Source organism: Flavobacterium sp. 90 (genome assembly GCF_004339525.1).
GTDB lineage: Bacteria > Bacteroidota > Bacteroidia > Flavobacteriales > Flavobacteriaceae > Flavobacterium.
The window spans coordinates 5,798,345-5,812,597 of the sequence record NZ_SMGE01000001.1 but is presented as its reverse complement, the minus strand read 5'-3'; the positions used below and the strand labels follow the sequence as shown (position 1 = coordinate 5,812,597).

The window sequence follows — 14,253 nt, the reverse complement described above, 5'->3', positions numbered from 1 at the left end:
AAGCTACGGATAAGTTTTTTGTGTTTAGATTATGAACCTATTTGTATAAACTAAAAACCCAATTGTCTTCAGGATATTACTAATAAAAAACAGTATAAATATTTTATAATCAAGTATTAAAGCTATTATTCGAATCAAATCTACTGGGAATTTTGTAACATCCTGTTGAAATTAAATACTTCTTAGTTTTCTCTCATTTGTACCTTTAATACTGTTATTAAAACTATTATAAATCGAAAATAATTAAGTTATGGCAGAAATTAAAATTGAGAAGAAAAAGGTAGTATGGCCTTGGATCGCAGTATTAATGATTATTGCAGGAATTATATATTACATCTATTTTGTAGATCATGAAACTCCTACTGAAAGCAGTGTAGAAATCGAAAACACTACAAGTACACAATAGAACGCAATGACTGAGAACTACCAAAATTAAACTCAGCAGAAAAACGAATATGTAGAAATACAATTAAACAAGAAATTATGGAAAATAAAGATAAAAATTTATACAGATTAGACGAATTGTCTGATTATAAAATCGCATCAAATTATTCTGATGTAAGAGGATGGAAAATTGTTGATGCTGACAACCGCACTATAGGCGAAATTGATAATTTGTGGGTGAATAAAGACATGCAACGTGTTGTATATCTGGATGTAAAATTAGATAAACGATTGCTGGAAGACAGCCGTAATGAAGTTCTGGATGTTATAGCAAACGACAACGGAAAAGAGTTTATTTATAAAGAAGGTCACAGTCATATTATTATACCAATAGGATCTGTAAGTATAAATAAAGACACGAAAATTGTTATGGCGAACAGTTTAGGATATGATACCTTTAGAAACACTAACAGATATAATAGACAGGAAAATTTTGACAGGGAATATGAAAGAAGAGTAATGAATTCCTATTCTCCACAAAATGATCCTGACTCTGTGTATTATAGTGACGATGACTCCTTTTATAACCGCAGAGAATTTGATAATAAATAAAACTTTCATCAGTTACAAAAGATAATAATTGGGTTTATGCACTGCATAGAGAAACAGAATTGTCTCAGTGAGATCGTAAAAATAAGAAAAACAAAAAAGCTTTAAATCATTGATTTAGAGCTTTTTTACTTTATGATGTATACGTTACAAATTCCAAACCATTTTATAAAGATTTGAAGAAATTGAAGGGCTTTAATTAAGCAAGAAACGGATTTTTGATAAGAGGAATTGAATATAAATTTGTTTTGATTTAAAATATAAAAAACATGAAAAAATTTAAAATTGTTCCGTTATCTAAAGAGTTTGTAAGCCAAATTCGGAAAACAAATATTGATAATTTTGGTAATCAAGTTTACGAGCAATTAGCAACAGGAAAAGGACCATGTAGAATTTCGTTGAAACCATTTAATGTCGGCCAGGATATTCGTTTGGTTTTAGCTTATAGTCCGTTCTCAGAAAATAATGCTTTTAATCAATCCGGACCTATATTTATTCACAAAAACGAAGTGGAACAATATTCGGATATTTACAATTTCCCTGCAGAATTAAAAGCAGATAAAGAGAATTTTCCTTTATCCCTAATTGGCTATAGCAAAGAACAAAAAATGATTTTTACTAAATTAGTTGGTGATAATGATATCGATTTGCTAATTGCTGAAATCTTTGAAACAAAAAGCGATGTTGAATATCTTCACGCAAGAAATTCAGAAGCTTGTTGCTTTATTTGTAAAATCGAAAGGGCGTAGTTATGTACTTTCAAAAATTGAAACAATTGTAACAATCAGCAAATTTTATAGTCTTTGATACTAATTATTTACATTTCATCAGAATCAAAATTAACTAACTAATTTACTGTATATGAATAATATTGTTCACACTTTCCTGACGTTTTTTATTGTCTTGAGTTTACAATGTACTGTTGTTAATGGACAAGAAACCAAACCAACTAAAAATGCTTTGGCGTTCATCAATGCCACTATATATGTTTCACCAACCGATCCGGCAATTCTGGAAGGAAGCGTAGTTATTGAGAATGATAAAATAATTGCAGTCGGTAAAAAGAGCGAGGTAAAACTACCAAATAGTGCTAAAGTAATTGACTGCAAGGGTTTAACAATTACAGCGGGATTCTGGAATAGTCACGTCCATTTTACCGATCCAAAAATTGCCAATGCGCCAAGTTTAAGTAATAGTGAATTATCCGCCTATCTTGAACAATTTTTAATCAAATATGGGTTTACGTATGCCTTCGACATAGGTTCATTTCCAGAGAACACAAATAACATAAGACAAAGAATTAACAACGGTTCCGTCTCAGGTCCTCTCATCCTGACTACCGGGCTTCCACTTACGGCAGAAGATGGCACTCCGTTTTATGTGAAAGCAATGAATATAAAATTGCCGGAACTGACGTCTGTAGATGTCGCTGTAAAAATCGTAAACCAAAATATTGCTGCTGGTTTAGATGGAATAAAAATATTTGCAGGATCTCCTATGGGACCCGGCAAGGCCGAAAAGATGATGCCTGTAGAAATAGCGAAAGCTGTTATCAAGACTGCCCACAAAAAAGGCAAACTCGTTTTTGCACATCCTTCGATAAATGACGGGATTTTAGTTTCATTAGAATCCGGTATTGATATACTGGCACATACCACTCCTGACGGCGGTCTGCCTTGGGATAGTCAAATGATTCAACAAATGGTTAAAAAGAATTTATATCTAATTCCAACATTAAAACTTTGGAAGTGGAGTTTAGCGAATAATAATCAATCTCCACAACAAATTGAAGATTTTGTTTCTATCGCTATTAGACAAGTAAAAGATTTTAATGAAGCAGGAGGAAATCTTTTATTTGGAACAGACATTGGCTTCATGGATGATTTTGATCCAACAGATGAGTATGTTTATTTGCAAAAGGCACAACTTAATTTCCGACAGATTCTGGCAATGCTTACTACAACACCTTCAAAAAAATATGGTTTTTCAAAGCAATATGGCAGACTTGCGGTTGGTGTGAGTGCAGATATGGTGGTTTTTAAGGGAAATCCAGATCTAGACCTCAGAACTTTGTCGGATGTAAAATATACGGTTAGAAAGGGTGAAATTATATATACAAAAACATACTGATTATAAAATTATAAGAATCACTTTTAATTTTTTGATGGAACTTAACTGCCATCACGCTCTCCGAAATGCTCTCATAAAAAGCTGCGCAATCCCGAAAGTCTTCGGGACTGACTTTGCGCATTTTTTTGTTCCATAGAAATGATTAAGATGAAAAATAATTAGAAAATTGATTAATCAACTTTTGTTTTTTTTTAATAATTGATTGCGTATCATGGATTTTAATGTTTCAGATTATAATATGCAACCACTTTTTTTTAGATTTTAAAATGTGCTATTGTAAATTTATACTTTAATGTTTTTCAGTTGATTAAAGACATTATTAAAATCAAAAAACTGTATTTATCCTTTTTAATCAATCCGAGCATATTGAGGCAAAGAAGGAATCAATAAAGGCACAAACGCCACCAGTTATTACAAAGATTTAACTTCATAATCTTTCTGGATATTAGATTTAGGATTGTTAGTGCTTTATTATGAGTTGTTTGAAAAAAATAAATAAAGAACCAAAATTTAAAAAGTAAATCATGAAAAAGAAAATTGTAATAGCAGTGTTATCGATAGCGCTATTTGCCGCCTGCAAGCAAAATAAAACTACAGAAGTGCAAACAGTTTCATCAGATGGAAATTCAAAATTTGATGATTTGGCCAATATGTCTTTTGAAGAAAATCGTCCAACAGATGAACAAGCCAAAACATTAACAGATGAATTATTGTTTCAACGAGCCTGCCAAACTTATCTTTGGGCTTTGCCTTTAATAAATACACTCAGTATGAAAGAAGGTTCTGAAAAAACTTTTGGTGCAGGCTATAACGTTTTGCCTATCTGGAAAAAACGATTGGATGCTAATACATTAGTAACAACTCCAAACTCAGATGTTATTTATGCGATGAGTTATGTTGATCTGGGTAAAGACGGACCAATAGTTTTTGAAGCACCGCCTATGTTGCAGGGAATTTTATTAGATTTTTGGCAACGTCCAATTCCTGTAGATGGAGGTAAATATTTTGGAGACCTTGGTTTTTTTGGTCCCGATGCAGGTAAAGGAGGTAAATTTTTGATATTGCCTCCAAATTACAAAGGCAAAGTACCGAGCGGTTATTTTGTTTATCGTTCAGGAACTAACAATGTATTTATTTTTCTTCGTTCTTTTTATGAGCTTCCTACTGAATTGACACCTGCAGTTTCTTTGGTAGAGAAATCTAAAATTTATCCTTTAGGCAAAGAAAACACTGCAATACCAATGAAATTTCCTGATGCTTCAGGTGTTAAGGCAAATATGCTTCCCGCTCGTGATTTTTCGGCGTTTCAACAATTAAAACACCTTGTAGATACGGAAGATTCGGCAAACATTGGTTCGCCTGACTGGTTGGGAATGTTGGCTTCATTGGGCATAATAAAAGGACAGCCTTTTAATCCTGACGAGCATACTAAAGACATTCTTGATAAAGCGGCTAAAACAGCATATAAAATGAGTCGTGTAGTAGGTATGAGCAGCAAAGTTAGTGGGCGTTCGTTTCTAATGTATCCTGACCGTCAATGGGTAAATCCAATGACTGGTGCTACTGCTGATAATATTTCCGGACCATTTACAAAAGAGTTAGACTGGAAACGTAAGGAAGGTGGTTATATGGATCTTGATACTCGTATATGGTTTTTTACCGATTATTATTCATGGAGTCCCGGAATGGCATCACAAACACCTGGTAAAGGAGCTAAATATGTGGTAGGTTTTCGTGATAAAGAAGGTAAATATCTTAATCCTGCTACAACATATAAAGTAACACTTCCGGCGAATGTTCCGGTTGCAAATTTCTGGTCACTTACTTTATATGAAGCTGAAAATGCTTCCGGTTATGCTAACGGACAACCGTTCCCGTCACTTGGTTCAAAAGATAAACCAGTACAAAATGCAGACGGTTCGACTGATTTATACATAGGTCCAAAGGCACCGGAAGGCAAAACGAAAAATTGGCTAAAAACGATTCCGGGCAAAGGCTATTTTGCCATCCTTCGTCTTTACGGCCCGACCGAAAAAGCTCTTGATAATTCATGGGTACCGGGTGATTTTGAAAAGATAAATTAATTTGTGCTCTTTTATCATAAAGAGATAAATGTAAATAGAGACTATGAACATGAAATATAGTTTTTTAACGCTTTTGTTTTGTTGTATTTCGCTTTCGGTATTTGGTCAAACTGATGAACCAGAGAAAACTTCTATCGAAGAAATGAGCAAAAAAAGACAAGATCCTGTAAGTGGTTTGCGAAGTGTTTTTCTGCAAGAAGTTTTATTGCCCGTTGCAGATGGAACTGCGAGTTCATTTTCTATTCAGCCTGTTTATCCTTTTAAATTGGGAAGTAATCTAAAATTGATAACATATACAATTATTCCTTTTCAGACTGTACCGCCACTTACTCCCGGCGGTACACATGAAGGGGGAATGGGGAATATTTTGTTCAACGGCTATTTTTCCAGTATTCAAAAAAAAGGGAAATTTAGTTGGGGAATTGGTCCTGCAATGCAAATTCCGACACGAACAAATCCAGCTTTAGGAAGTAACCAATTGAGTGTTGGTCCAACTGCTCTTTTGTATTTGGCAGGTGATAAATTTTCAGGCGGAATTGTAGCTCAAAATTATTGGTCTCTTGGAGGTGATGAAGTAAACAAAGTAAACGCCGGAAGTATTCAATACATTGCTTATTATAATTTTTCTAAAGGATGGTTTATTGAAAGTAATGCTACAGTATCAGTCAATTGGTTGGCGTCAAATGAAAATAAATGGTTGGTTCCCATTGGCGGAGGCCCAGGCAAAACATTTCAAATAGGAACAAAAAGCAAACTGTTTTATTCCGCAGGTGCTCAGGCTTTTTATAATGTCGTAAGACCTGACTTGATTGGAAATTGGCAGGCAATCTTGCAATTTCAGGTCATTTTTTAATCCCGTGCTCTCCGAAGTGTTCTCATGAAAAGCTGCGCAAATGTCTCTGACTTTGCGCAATTTTTTTGCTCCCTACAAATTAAAAATCTGGTAGAAGTCTCCTGACTTTTCGGTTAGTTCTTATTATTGTCTTGGATTTTTTGCATTCAGGAAAAATATTCTAAGAAAGTTTTAAAGTCTCTGTTTTTCAATTACGTTTATTTAAAAAGGCGCAAAGTCAGAGATATTTTCGCAGCGTAAAGATGAACACTTTTTATAAAAATCTATACGAATGTCTACTAACTTCGTAATAATTCTTAAAACAAAAAAAGAGACTCGAAAGTCTCTTTTTTGTTTTTAATATATCTTCTATAAATAAATTATTTATTAATTAATTTTTCAAGCCTGACCATCATTTCATCTTTCTCTTTTAGCATACGTTCGTACAATGCAATTTTTTCTTCGTGAAGTTTTAATAGTTGGTCAATTGGATGAAAAGTACAATTATCATTTCTTTGATAACCATACAATACTGAACCATTATCAAACGTATTTGCAATTACATTTACCGCTTGTTCTTCATCAAAATTTTGAAAAGCTTCAACCGGAATTTTTAATACAGCTGAAATTTGTTTCAACAGATTATCTTCAATTACATCTTTCTGCTCGAGCATAGAAATTTTCTTCTGATTCCATTCATTTCCGAGATCATAAGCCAATGCTTCCTGCTTTATGTTAAGCATTTCTCTAAAACGTTTGACGTTTTTTCCCTGATGTATTTTCTGTTCCATAACGAATATCAATTTTCTAAAGACTCAAAGATAAAGCCATTTTTTGAATTAAAACTCTGCGTTTCAAAAATTAAAAAAAAATCCGCGTGCTCTCCGAAGTATTCTCATGAAAAGCTGCGCAAATGTCTCTGACTTTGCGCAATTTTTTTGCTCCCTACAAATTAAAAATCTGGTAGAAGTCTCCTGACTTTACAAGTTAATTATTTGTACTTGTATTTATAATACCTTCATTAAAATCGTACAGTTTGTGCCTCTATAAATAATTGAGATTTCCTGTGAAACTTCGTTTTGTGAAAACAGGTATTTATACGTTGTGTAAAGTTGTTTTTATTTTGTAATTTCATTCTTGTTAATTAAAATCAAGATGCTCAATCACAGCATCTAATATAATGCTTTTCTTTAATTATCAGTTTTACTTGATTTGTGTCTGTTTGACTTTAACAGATATGCCTTCGATAGACTCACTTCTATACGCCATATCAATTAGTTAGAAATTATATCAATATAGTTAGAAATATTGATACCTGCATAATTGCATTTTTATTTTAATCATTTAATCAATAAGCAATGGACTTAAAAGAAAAACTTAATCAAATTGGTCAACAGCCAGACCTAATTCTTATTATTACAGATGAGCAACGTGCTACACAACATTTTCCACCTGGATGGGAAGAAGAAAATCTCCCAACTCTAACATTTCTAAAGCAGAATGGTTTTAGTTTCGACAGAGCATTTTGCAATACCTGTATGTGTTCTCCCAGTCGCGCAACCTTATTTACAGGAATATATCCTGCCAAACATGGAGTTAGCCAAACGCTAACCGAAGGTGGTCTTTTATCTCCACAAGAACCAACACTCAGCAATTCTGTTCCCAATATCATGAATGTGCTTTGGGCAGAAGGTTATGATGTGCAATACAGAGGCAAATGGCATATGAGTAAAGGAGTAGCGCCTAATGGTACTAAAACAAATTACGAAGATTTAACCGCTGCAGATATTTCGCTATATGGTGCAATGGGCTGGGTTGCTCCGGATGCAGGCGAAGATGTCAATCCGCTTAATTTTGGTGGCGGATATGCAAATCATGATGCAAAATATACAGCCGAAGCCATACAATACCTAAAGGAAGTAAAAGCTCAAAGAGCAGCTGGAAATCATAAGCCGTACTGTCTTGTTCTTTCACTTGTTAATCCGCATGATGTATTAGCATATCCAAAAACGGCAGGAACTTCTGGATACCATTCGTCAACCTGGACTGGCAGAGAAATTGGACTTCCAGCTACCGTAAACGAAAATTTGCTTGAAAATAAAAAACCAATGGCTCAGGAACAAATTTTAGTAAATATGGCTTTAAGTCTGGGCGAAATAGCTTCTCAGGACGATAAACTAAACTATATTAATTTTTATGGTTATTTATTAAGTCATGTAGATGAGGAAATTGGATATCTGATTAATGAACTGTATAAGGAAGATGAGCATGGAAATAAACTGGCAGATTCTGCAATTGTGACCTTAACTTCAGATCATGGTGAAATGGGGCTCGCTCACGGTGGATTGCGCCAGAAAACTTTTGTAGCCTATGAAGAAGCGTTAAGAGTGCCACTTGTTATTTCAAATCCAATATTATTTAAAGATCACAAGATAAAGCAATCAATGGCATTAGCAACATTGGTAGATATTATGCCCACTTTTATCGATATCGCAAATGTATCAAATCCGCCTACAGGACTTGCGGGTACAAGTTTACTTCCTGTAATGGAGAATAATACTCCCGTTCAGCATAGTATTTTATTTACTTATGATGACATTAAGGCTGGTTCTAATAGCAGCTGGACAATTGTAAAAGCAGCTAATCGTATCCGTTGCATCAGAACAGAAAAATGGAAATTCGATTATTACTTTGATGCAGCTACAGCTTATTTCAAACAATATGAACTCTATGATTTAATTAATGATCCATTAGAAATTACAAATCTTGCTTACGATCCGGCTTACAGCGAAATCAGAAGAGATTTAGAAGAGCAATTACATCAGCTTGAGGTAGAAAAACTTTGGGTTAATATGCCAAAAGATGTTTATAGTACTACAACATTCAACTAAAGACTAAATAATAACAATAAATCATAAATTATGTCACAAAATATAAAACCAGAAGTTAGCAAAGTAAGTTATGCAGATTTTAATAATCCTGCAGGACAAACAACAATACAGGGAATAAGAGGAGTTTCGGAGTCTGAAAATGTATATATTGCAGGCAGTTTATTAGGTCAGAATAATCTTGTTCAGGGATTAATTTACGAAGGAACGCTTAAAGGAAGCGGTAATGAAGGAAAATGGCATATTGTTAATTTTCCAAGCACACCAGAAGCTATAGTTAACAACACTTCTTGTTATGGACCTAATAACGGACATCATGGCACAATACAAATTGTGGGGTCTTATAAAATATCAACTTCTACAAGTAAAGCACCAAGCGGAAACCTCGGATTTTATTACGAAGGTCCTGTTGATGGTTCAGGAACTTGGATTCAGGTGTCACCTAATGGTGGAAATACTAATAATGTATTTGTTCACAGCGTAATGGGCGGTCTTGCAGTTGGTAATTATGATGTTGAAAATGATAAAAACGGATACGCATTTTTGTATGATGTTGCGAATAAAGAATGTACCGAATTTAAATTACCGGATTCATTAACGACTACTTTGTATGGTATTTGGCATAATGAAGGTGATACTTATACGCTTGCCGGAGGATATACAACACCTAAATTTGGAAAAATAAGCCAGGCCTTTCTGATTGATTACAACTCTAAAACAAAAAAAACTACTAATCTAAAATCATTTAGTTACAAGAATGAAACGATTTTGTCTGTAATTACGCATTTTGAAGGTATTACGATTTCTAAAAATGGTGGTTATAATATGCCATCGGATTGGGTTAACGTAAATGGAGAAAAAAACGGAGCATCATTTGTTTCTGTAAATAGAAATTCTGACGGATCATTTGGAGAAGCAAATTGGATAGATATCGATTTTCCCGACTCAACTGCTACAAGTGCTAATACAGCATATAAAAATAATATATTAGGTGTATATGTAGTCGAAGATAGTGCTGGCGCTAAAACGGTATCTTCTTTTGTTGCAAAAGTTAATCTTGAAAAACAGATTGTAATGTAATGTTCTGCGATATATACCAAAGAAAACCCCAAAAAAAATCCCATTTCACAGGAAATGGGATTTTTTTTGTGAAGTTTACTTCACAATTTACAAATCATTTTATGAATGATCTAAAGAAACTGGCTTATTTTTAGCTGAACTTATAAGATAATTATTTTAGATTTTTATTATAAAGCGGTTTCTATGTATCGTAAGCATTAAATATTAAAAAACTTTAAATCTAATTCAGATAGTTTCTTAAAGAACTTATTTTTTTTCAGCGTATTTTTTATTATTGAATGAAAACAAATATCAATTTACCAACTCGATATCATTCATTTTCCAAGATTTATCAAAAAAGGTTTTATCAGGACCATAGAGCCTAAAAAATACAAACCATCGCCCTTCTTTTCCCGTAGTAACCCAATTGTTTTCTTGTTCTTTTGGGGCGGTTGGTGAAAAATAAATGTCAACAGAACCATCTTGATTTTTTTTTGTTTTAGTGTTATACGAATCTAAGCTAATTATAGGCGCTTGTTTGATAAAGCAGGCCGTTGTATAATCGTAAACTGTAATTGACCAATATTGCTTAGCAGGAACATTTGGCGGTACGTGTAAGCGATATGTTTTTCCGCCCACTAAAGGAGAGCCTGTTTTATCACTATAAGATAAAATGTAGATTGTTGGAGCACTTTTGTCTGCTTTTTTAGGAGGAGCCCAAGCAACAAAGTTAGCAAGAGCCCGAGCATCATAGTCTAACATATTTGCATCCTGAAAAGAAAATTCAGTTTTAAAGTTTGTAGAAGTTGGAATTGACCAATGTGTGCTTTCCCAAAAATAAGGAACTAAAGTTTCTTCCAGTAGAATATTAATATAGTCATTTGCCTCTTTAATAGCTGATTTAAAAATGGCAGTAGTTTCTTGATCAGGTTTAAACTCTTTTCCTTTTTCAATACCAACAGAACGAAGAATATTCATCATTGCCATATCTCGTGGAATAATGGTTTCTTCGTTTACCATTTTAGCAAGTATTGCATAAAAAGTTTCATCCATTTTTGGATAACCATCCCATAATTTACCATATACGTCAATAAAACGTTGTTGAGGAGGGTTTGCAGCTTTTGATAATGGATATAACCTGATTTTTTTGAGTAGTGAAATTGCAGCATCTTGATCTTCTTGTGAGTTGCTATTTGCAATAGTACGCAATAACCAGAAACCACCATAAGTATTTTGACGCACTACAAAGTAACCTGTTGGAATATTACCGTTGTAATCAGGAGGAAGAATTAAATATTTACCACCTTTACCTTTATCGTCGCCACCTCCGCCAACAATAGCTAACGGCACATCCCACATGTCGCATAGTTGTCCGTAGATTCCTGCCTGAACTGCGGCGGGAACTTCCAGAACAATTGGTCCATCTTTTTTAGTACTATAAGCACTGTAAATATAATGTGTAGAAGCATTTGGTGTTGTGGTTTGAAATTTCCAATCGGCTGGTTTTGAAAAGTAAACAATATCATTGTAATTTGCTCCTAATTTCAGGTAGCCTTGCCTAATAGCATCACTAGCCACAATTGGAATTCCCCAAAGTGCCGCTTCAACTGCTCTGGAATGTTTTAAGTTGTCTTTTATATTAGCAGAATTTGATGATTTTTTGAGGTTGTCATTTATACCATCTTTAGTTTTATTTTGATTGCATGACATTATAAGAATCAAAATTGCACCCATAATAATTTTATTCATAATGCTTTTTTTTAAGTGTCTTATATCAGTTTAATTGGTCTCTCGTTTTTTGGGAAAAAGAGTAATACTTTCTAGCTAAAATAAGAAATATAATGCTAATATAAAAGTTAACTATCTATAAATAAGTATTTTGCTTTGTTTTTAAGATTTGTTATCAGATTTTACAAAAAGTGATTCGTAAGATTAATTCTTCTTAAATTATTCCAGAATTTTCTAAGTTTTTTTGTATTTAATTAATTCGAATAATAAAGTTAAAGCCTTTGCGGTAATCGAGAGATATTAAACTAAAAAGACTGCTTTTCTTTCATTGGCTTTATGAATTTGGTTTAGACATCCTACTGGGGATTGAAGCAGAGAAAATCATAAGGTTATAAAGGGAGTACCAAATTCTTACCCGGCTGCCCGCCTTCGACATTTCTCTCTGGCCATATAATATCTAATCTTGAACGATTTATGTACCATTTACCATCTAAAAGTTTGTATTCATCGGAATATAGACCTAACAACAATAAAGGACTTTCTCCATTATTCCTTTCACTAACCAAATCAATCAGGTAGCAACGCCCTTCAGCCGTATCAGGACTTGTGAGTTCAACCCATTGATTAGTAACAGCATGAAGGAATGGATAACTGCCATGTTTCTTCAGATCGTAATCTGCAAATGCCTTTTCTAATCCTGCTTTGATTTCAGCACGTCCTCGCCATGGATTTCGATCTGTCTGGCAAATGGCATTTTCAGAAAATAGTGAAATTACACTTTCTATATTATTGCTATCAAGGTAATGTGCATATCTGATTCTCAAATTCTTGATTTCTTCAATTGCAATAAATTTCTCAATCTTAGTTATTTCCATAATTTCTTTATATTATTTACTAGCTCTTTAAATTTTTTGCAGGCTAGATTGTTTATTTTAAGAGTTTCTCCGAGTAGTTTCAAATACTAAAAGCTTCATAAAGAACTATTTTGTATTTTTGACAAAATTAAACCATACATGCCGAGAATACAATTACGGCATAATCATTAACATACGGCATATTTTTGCCCTATTAAAAAATAATCATAATAATGTACGATCGCAAAATCATAAAGGAATATAAATGTGGCATGGAAGTAACGATGGAAATTATTGGAGGTAAATGGAAGCCTTGCCTAATTAACTACATTCATTCAGGATTAAAACGTCCCAGCGAACTACAAAAGGCTATTCCTAATGCGTCAAGGCGCGCACTAAACATCCAGTTGAATGAATTAGAACAACACGGTATAATTTCAAAAAAGATATTTCCGGTATTACCTCCTAAAGTAGAATATTCACTCACAGAAGAAGGAAAGAGTCTGCTGCCAATTACTTTAGAAATGGATAAGTGGGGTATGGTTTACAAAGATAAATTCCTTGCAATTATATGTAATGTTGAAGATAAAGATGAAGTTAAGGCTTAATTGGAACTCTTTAATTACCATTAAAAAATCCCATTTCGTTAAAAATGGGATTTTACTTTTGTGACCTCGACGATACAAATTCACATAAATTTTATGACTTGATGTTTTTATAAGCTTCGTTTCCTTAATTCAAAATCCTATATTCATTCGGAGTATTTCCAACATGTTGCTTAAAAAAACGAGTAAAATGCTGTGGGTATTTAAATCCTAATTCATAAGGCACCTCATTGATTGTCTTTGTAGCGTCGAATATTTTGTCTTTTGCAGTTTCAATAATTTTATTCTGAATATATTCCTGAGCAGATTTTCCGGTTTCTTTTTTAATAAGATCACCAAAATAATTAGGAGATAAATTAAGTTCGCCGGCATAGTAAGCAACAGAAGGTAATCCTATAATGTTAGGTTTGTCAGAAGAAAAATAGCTGTTTAAAAGTTCTTCAAATTTCTCAACAATTCCTTTATTGGACGTGTCTCTGGTAATAAATTGCCTGTCGTAAAATCTTTCACAATAATTCAAAAATAACTCAATATTTGATGCAATAAGCTTTTTGCTGTGTTTGTCAATAGATTGTTTTAATTCCACTTCAATTTTAGTAAAGCAGTCAAAGACAAGTTGTTTTTCTTTTTCTGATAAATGAAGCGCTTCACTGGTATCATAACCGAAAAAACTATATTCAGTAATACTTTTAGCAAGTGATGTTCCACGGATTAAATCGGGGTGAAAAACTAATCCATGTCCTGCGGGCTGGTAAATATCTACTTTATTTTCTACATCGATAGTTTGTCCGGGCTTTATAAAAACTAATGTTCCTTCCTGATAATCATAATAATTACGACCGTATTTTAAGTCTCCGCACTTTACCTGTTTTAAAAATATACAATATAATTCAAAGTTCATTTTAGAACCGGTTCTTTCTTTTGCTTTAGAAAAATCAACTATACTAACTAAAGGATGTAGTGTTTCATGATTATTAAAATAATTATATTCACTAATTGTCTCGAAGTTAAATACTTGTCCCATATCTTTCATTGTTTATTACACAAATTTAGCTATTTAAGTATAGCTTAAACAGCAGT

General features: G+C 33.3%; 13 protein-coding genes. 9 read left to right on the top strand and 4 right to left on the bottom strand.

Translation table 11 applies throughout. The features are described from left to right. The first annotated feature begins 250 nt into the window (after window positions 1-250). The 6 genes from C8C83_RS27280 to C8C83_RS23685 all read left to right on the top strand — a co-directional run bounded on the left by C8C83_RS27280 (window position 251) and on the right by C8C83_RS23685 (window position 6,060). Window positions 251-406 (top strand): hypothetical protein, encoded by a 156-nt coding sequence (locus C8C83_RS27280; protein WP_165877253.1) that lies wholly within the window; start codon window positions 251-253, stop codon window positions 404-406. Between the two features lie 77 nt (window positions 407-483). Next, on the top strand, window positions 484-996 hold the full coding sequence (locus tag C8C83_RS23705) for a PRC-barrel domain-containing protein (protein ID WP_121331005.1): 513 nt from the start codon (window positions 484-486) through the stop codon (window positions 994-996). 266 nt (window positions 997-1,262) lie between these two features. Beyond that, on the top strand, window positions 1,263-1,742 hold the full coding sequence (locus tag C8C83_RS23700) for a DUF1203 domain-containing protein (RefSeq protein WP_121331004.1): 480 nt from the start codon (window positions 1,263-1,265) through the stop codon (window positions 1,740-1,742). Window positions 1,743-1,854: 112 nt separating this feature from the next. Next, window positions 1,855-3,123: an amidohydrolase family protein gene (locus C8C83_RS23695; protein ID WP_132011930.1), complete on the top strand. Its 1,269-nt coding sequence runs from the start codon at window positions 1,855-1,857 to the stop codon at window positions 3,121-3,123. A 524-nt stretch (window positions 3,124-3,647) separates the two neighbouring features. After that, on the top strand, window positions 3,648-5,207 hold the full coding sequence (locus C8C83_RS23690) for a DUF1254 domain-containing protein (protein WP_121331002.1): 1,560 nt from the start codon (window positions 3,648-3,650) through the stop codon (window positions 5,205-5,207). Between the two features lie 49 nt (window positions 5,208-5,256). Then, window positions 5,257-6,060, top strand: a complete 804-nt coding sequence (locus C8C83_RS23685) for a hypothetical protein (RefSeq protein ID WP_121331001.1) — start codon at window positions 5,257-5,259, stop codon at window positions 6,058-6,060. A gap of 359 nt (window positions 6,061-6,419) precedes the next feature. Here the strand turns inward: C8C83_RS23685 and C8C83_RS23680 are convergent, their stop codons facing one another. After that, window positions 6,420-6,830 (bottom strand): helix-turn-helix transcriptional regulator, encoded by a 411-nt coding sequence (locus C8C83_RS23680; RefSeq protein ID WP_121331000.1) that lies wholly within the window; start codon window positions 6,828-6,830, stop codon window positions 6,420-6,422. 567 nt (window positions 6,831-7,397) lie between these two features. On the opposite strand from C8C83_RS23680, the gene C8C83_RS23675 reads away from it, so the two are divergent. Next, window positions 7,398-8,930, top strand: a complete 1,533-nt coding sequence (locus C8C83_RS23675; RefSeq protein ID WP_121330999.1) for a sulfatase-like hydrolase/transferase — start codon at window positions 7,398-7,400, stop codon at window positions 8,928-8,930. 30 nt (window positions 8,931-8,960) lie between these two features. Then, window positions 8,961-10,007, top strand: coding sequence for a hypothetical protein (locus C8C83_RS23670; protein WP_121330998.1), 1,047 nt, complete (start codon window positions 8,961-8,963; stop codon window positions 10,005-10,007). Window positions 10,008-10,298: 291 nt separating this feature from the next. Here the strand turns inward: C8C83_RS23670 and C8C83_RS23665 are convergent, their stop codons facing one another. Continuing rightward, a complete protein-coding gene (locus C8C83_RS23665; RefSeq protein WP_121330997.1) occupies window positions 10,299-11,735 on the bottom strand; it encodes a DUF1254 domain-containing protein in 1,437 nt (478 codons plus the stop codon). A gap of 368 nt (window positions 11,736-12,103) precedes the next feature. Then, window positions 12,104-12,589, bottom strand: a complete 486-nt coding sequence (locus C8C83_RS23660) for a nuclear transport factor 2 family protein (RefSeq protein ID WP_121330996.1) — start codon at window positions 12,587-12,589, stop codon at window positions 12,104-12,106. 212 nt (window positions 12,590-12,801) lie between these two features. Here C8C83_RS23660 and C8C83_RS23655 point away from each other — a divergent pair, with 212 nt between their 5' ends. Then, window positions 12,802-13,176 carry a helix-turn-helix domain-containing protein gene (locus C8C83_RS23655; protein WP_121330995.1) on the top strand — a complete coding sequence of 125 codons (375 nt, stop codon included), beginning with the start codon at window positions 12,802-12,804 and terminating at the stop codon, window positions 13,174-13,176. Between the two features lie 124 nt (window positions 13,177-13,300). On the opposite strand, the gene C8C83_RS23650 is transcribed toward C8C83_RS23655, so the two are convergent. Next, window positions 13,301-14,197, bottom strand: a complete 897-nt coding sequence (locus tag C8C83_RS23650; RefSeq protein ID WP_121331444.1) for a helix-turn-helix domain-containing protein — start codon at window positions 14,195-14,197, stop codon at window positions 13,301-13,303. Between the last annotated feature and the right edge of the window lie 56 nt (window positions 14,198-14,253).

Bases quoted from the DNA above. Each gene is read 5' to 3' on its own strand.
- C8C83_RS27280 (WP_165877253.1), top strand. From the start codon at position 251: ATGGCAGAAATTAAAATTGAGAAGAAAAAGGTAGTATGGCCTTGGATC.
- C8C83_RS23705 (WP_121331005.1), top strand. From the start codon at position 484: ATGGAAAATAAAGATAAAAATTTATACAGATTAGACGAATTGTCTGAT.
- C8C83_RS23700 (WP_121331004.1), top strand. From the start codon at position 1,263: ATGAAAAAATTTAAAATTGTTCCGTTATCTAAAGAGTTTGTAAGCCAA.
- C8C83_RS23695 (WP_132011930.1), top strand. From the start codon at position 1,855: ATGAATAATATTGTTCACACTTTCCTGACGTTTTTTATTGTCTTGAGT.
- C8C83_RS23690 (WP_121331002.1), top strand. From the start codon at position 3,648: ATGAAAAAGAAAATTGTAATAGCAGTGTTATCGATAGCGCTATTTGCC.
- C8C83_RS23685 (WP_121331001.1), top strand. From the start codon at position 5,257: ATGAAATATAGTTTTTTAACGCTTTTGTTTTGTTGTATTTCGCTTTCG.
- C8C83_RS23680 (WP_121331000.1), bottom strand. From the start codon at position 6,830: ATGGAACAGAAAATACATCAGGGAAAAAACGTCAAACGTTTTAGAGAA.
- C8C83_RS23675 (WP_121330999.1), top strand. From the start codon at position 7,398: ATGGACTTAAAAGAAAAACTTAATCAAATTGGTCAACAGCCAGACCTA.
- C8C83_RS23670 (WP_121330998.1), top strand. From the start codon at position 8,961: ATGTCACAAAATATAAAACCAGAAGTTAGCAAAGTAAGTTATGCAGAT.
- C8C83_RS23665 (WP_121330997.1), bottom strand. From the start codon at position 11,735: ATGAATAAAATTATTATGGGTGCAATTTTGATTCTTATAATGTCATGC.
- C8C83_RS23660 (WP_121330996.1), bottom strand. From the start codon at position 12,589: ATGGAAATAACTAAGATTGAGAAATTTATTGCAATTGAAGAAATCAAG.
- C8C83_RS23655 (WP_121330995.1), top strand. From the start codon at position 12,802: ATGTACGATCGCAAAATCATAAAGGAATATAAATGTGGCATGGAAGTA.
- C8C83_RS23650 (WP_121331444.1), bottom strand. From the start codon at position 14,197: ATGGGACAAGTATTTAACTTCGAGACAATTAGTGAATATAATTATTTT.